Here is a 4,121-nt window from a genome sequence, read left to right on the forward strand (position 1 = left end):
CAACCGAAATGGTTTGGATTGATGAAATTTCCAAACAAAACGATGTGATTTTAGATTGTTTTGTTAAACCTTATGCGTTGAGTGCTCTTTCTTTTGAAAATAGTAAAAGCGTAATCGTGTCTTATCAAAATAGTGAGGTAAGTCAGATTGTTTCGGCTCAACTTTTATTTGGCGTATTTGAAGCCCAAGGAAAATTGCCAGTTTCAATCAATGAAACGTATCAAGTGAACCATGGTTTAACAACTGAAAAATTAAACAGATTAGGATTTACGTCTCCGAAAAATGTTGGAATGAATCCGGATGTTTTGATTCAGATTGACCAATTTATGAATCAAGCAATTGCTGACCGGATGACGCCGGGCGGACAAATTTTGGTTGCCCGAAAAGGCAAAGTAATTTATCAAAAAGCATTTGGTTATCAGACCTATGATAAATTGATTCCGGTAAAGAATTCCGATTTGTATGATGTGGCATCGTTAACAAAAATAATGGCAACATTGCCAAATGTGATGCAGTTGTATGATAGAAAAGTCCTTACAATGGATTCACAGTTAGGAGATATGTTGCCACTTTTTAAAAACACAGATAAGTCAAGTATTAGTTTTAAAGATTTACTATCACACTACGCCCAACTGCAAGCATGGATACCTTTTTACAAAGCCACGTTGGATACTAATGGAAAACCCATGGAAAAGTATTATAGTCAGACACTAAAAGAAGGTTTTACCTATCAAGTAGCTGAAAATCTTTTCATTCGTAATGATTACCGCGATACCATTATGAAAAACATTGCAGAGAGTAAGTTATTGTCGAAAAAGGAGTACAAATACAGTGATTTTGCTTTCATTATCATGAAAGATTATTTGGAGAAAACTACCGGTAAGAAATTGGAAGATTTAGTACAACAGAATTTTTATCAATCTTTGGGAGCTAATCATACGCTTTACAACCCGTTGCATAAATTTGATCAAAGTGTGATAGCCCCAACTGAAAAAGATACTTATTTTCGATATCAAAAAATTCAAGGATATGTGCATGATATGGAAGCAGCTATGGAAGGCGGCGTTGGCGGACATGCAGGATTGTTTTCAAATGCGATGGATATGGCCAAAATGATGCAATTGTTTTTGCAAAAAGGCAATTACGGTGGTGTACAATACTTTTCAAAAGAAACATTTAATGATTTTAACACCTGCTACTACTGTCCCGAAGGAAATAGGAGAGGTGTAGGTTTTGACAAACCACAATTGGGTACTTCAGGTCCCACTTGTGGCTGTGCATCAATGACGAGTTTTGGTCATACCGGATTTACAGGAACGATGGCTTGGGCCGATCCTGAAGAGGAAATTGTCTATATTTTTCTGTCAAATAGAACCTATCCCGATTCAAATGCATCGAATGAACTCTCAAAGAAAAGTATACGTGAGAAAATCCAGCAAGTAATTTATGATGCGATTGAACGATAGGTTTAATTCCTTCTAAAAGTTGTTCGAATAATATCACTCGGAAAAACCACCACACTTTCATGTCCGTTTTTGTGAACGGACGCCACACCAAAATAGAAGTTATCAATTACGATTCCTTCTAATTCAAAATTGTCTACATTGCCTACAAATCTGCTGAATTCCCACTGTGGTGAAGTAGTCAAACGCCAATAAATCTTATATCCAATAATCGAAGGGTCTTCTGCTTTTGTCCAACGTAACTTCGTATTCGGTTCTACAATTCCACCAATCAAAACATTGGTTGGAGCTGGAGGTGCCCATGCAAGTGAAGCCAAATTAATTGCATTCACAGCTGTTAATTTCTTAGCGTACTCAAAATTTACGCCTTCAATCACATCGCCATACTTGATTCCGTTCTCTGTTCGAATATTTTGATGTTGACGCGTATAATTTTCATGAGCTTCCATGATTCTAATTCCTGCATAACCTAAATCGTTGAAGGGTCGGTGGTGTCCGCCACGTCCAAAACGATCCAAACGATAGACCAACATCGGGTTCATTTCAGGCATGTAGGTTTGGGTTTGTTTATGAACATATCGGGCCAATTGTCTGGAAATTCCGTCTACCTCACCACCATAGAAACGACGCATGTTTCGTTCGCGTTCGGTTTCTGTTGGAGGTGTAGGTTCTGAAAATATGCGAAACGTACGATTGTCAATTACACCATCCACACCTTCGATGTTCCCGATCATATCGTTGTTAAAAACACCAATGATTTCCCAGTTGTTTTTCTTGGCAAATTCTGCAAAGCCTTTTCCACCAAACAATCCTTGTTCTTCGCCGGCTAAACCTAAATAGATAATACTGTTTTCAAATTGGTATTTTGATAACACTCGTGCAGCTTCAATCGTTCCTGCCATACCTGTGGCATTGTCATTCGCCCCCGGAGCATCTGTGGTGAAATCCATCGTATCTGAATTTCGTGAATCAATATCACCCGTCATGATTATATAGCGATTGGGATATTTTGTTCCTTTTTGAATAGCAACTACATTCACAATCCAAGTATCTTTTGGTATACGTTCTCCATCATTCGTCGTGACATAATCCTTTTGATAAGATACAGTCAAGCAATTTTTACAATCTTTGGAAATTTTGTCAAACTCAGATTTGATCCATCTTCTTGCGGCACCAATTCCTCGCGTAGTAGAAACCGTATCACTAAAAGTATTTCGTGTGCCGAAATTGGCTAGTTTGCGAATATCTTTTTCAATTCGTTCAGATGAAATGGCATTGATAATGTCATAAATACGTGCATCAGTTTGAGAGCTAACAGAAATTGATGCAAATAGGAATACAAAGTATAGTAGAGTCTTCATTTGAAAATTTTATTAGAACACTAAGATAGAATACAAAAAATGAAATCCATAATTTTAAAAGATTATTTATCTATTCGAAAATTGATGTAGTTGATAGTTTTAAGCAAATAAAAAACCATGCAACTTACTGCATGGTCTTTCAAATAATCAAACTAAACTAAAATTTATTAAAAGCAGTAACTGTTTTCCGCCACTAATTTGGTCGTAATTGTTTCTCTTAATCCTACAATATTTGGCATGTTGGTGTATTTTGTAAATCGACGTAAGCCCATTAACATCATGCGTTGTTCGTCACCTTCCGCAAAGGAAATGATGCTTTCTTTACCTTTTTGTGCCACAACATCAACGGCTTTGTACAAGTATAATTTTGCCATTGCAATTTGTTCTTTTGCTTTGTCTTCACCAACTTTTTTAGCTAACTTTTCAGTACGTAAAACGGTGCTTTCAGCCACATAAATTTCGATTAGCATATCGGCTGCAGCCATTAATAACTGTTGGTGAGCGTCCAAATCCATACCGTATTTTTGAACGGCTGCTCCGGCAACCATTAAGAAGGCTTTTTTCAATTTGCCAACCATTTCTTTTTCCTCCGAGAATAATTCAGAATAATCAGGTGTGTCGAAAGAGGGAATTCCCATTAAGTCTTCTTGTACTTTCATCGCTGGACCTAAAAGATCTACATGACCTTTCATGGCTTTTTTAATTAACATTCCAACCGAAAGCATTCGGTTAATTTCATTCGTACCTTCGTAAATACGGGCAATTCTGGCATCTCTCCAAGCACTTTCCATTGGAGTATCTTCGGAGAATCCCATACCACCATAAATTTGAATGCCCACGATCACTGCAATTTTATATTTCTAAAAAAGATTAGTCTATGTTCAAATATCTGCACTTTTCCATCAAAATCTGATCATTTTTGCCCTCAATACCCAAAGTAATTTTAATATTTGTTTTACGAGCATTAATATTTGATAATGATGTATTTATCACATTTGGCAAATCTAGGTTTTTATAACCTTTTGAGATATAATATAAAATTTCTAAATCTAAACTATCAAATTCTTTATAACTTTCTATTTTGTCAAATTTGAATTGTACACTAGGGGTGTAAATTTTAAAACCTTCAATTACTCTTCTTAAATTATCAACAAAGTTTACTGGAGTTGTATCTCCTTTATACCAAATACCATTTGGATTAGATTTTTTTTTAATATTAAATAGTTCTAAACCTGAATATACAAGTGTAATAATTACAAACTTTGCAAAAGGTGATACTTTTCTGATTTTATTGACT

At 35.7% G+C, this 4,121-nt stretch carries 3 protein-coding genes and 1 pseudogene; 1 reads left to right on the forward strand and 3 read right to left on the reverse strand.

Annotation, left to right across the window (positions count from 1 at the left end; genetic code table 11):
* On the forward strand, nucleotides 1-1,466 hold a 1,466-nt coding region (locus ACIQ2S_RS11820; RefSeq protein WP_396176243.1), incomplete at its 5' end, for a serine hydrolase domain-containing protein.
* Nucleotides 1,467-1,468: 2 nt separating this feature from the next.
* Here the strand turns inward: ACIQ2S_RS11820 and ACIQ2S_RS11825 are convergent.
* The 3 genes and pseudogenes from ACIQ2S_RS11825 to ACIQ2S_RS11835 all read right to left on the reverse strand — a co-directional run.
* Nucleotides 1,469-2,824 carry a M28 family peptidase gene (locus tag ACIQ2S_RS11825; protein ID WP_396176245.1) on the reverse strand — a complete coding sequence of 452 codons (1,356 nt, stop codon included), beginning with the start codon at nucleotides 2,822-2,824 and terminating at the stop codon, nucleotides 1,469-1,471.
* Between the two features lie 167 nt (nucleotides 2,825-2,991).
* Nucleotides 2,992-3,660 (reverse strand): annotated as a pseudogene (locus tag ACIQ2S_RS11830) (acyl-CoA dehydrogenase family protein); the annotation flags it as partial.
* Between the two features lie 34 nt (nucleotides 3,661-3,694).
* The coding region (locus tag ACIQ2S_RS11835) for a hypothetical protein (RefSeq protein ID WP_396176247.1) at nucleotides 3,695-4,121 on the reverse strand (427 nt) is incomplete at its 5' end.

The sequence above is a fragment of the Flavobacterium sp. genome, from assembly GCF_044371705.1.
GTDB lineage: Bacteria > Bacteroidota > Bacteroidia > Flavobacteriales > Flavobacteriaceae > Flavobacterium.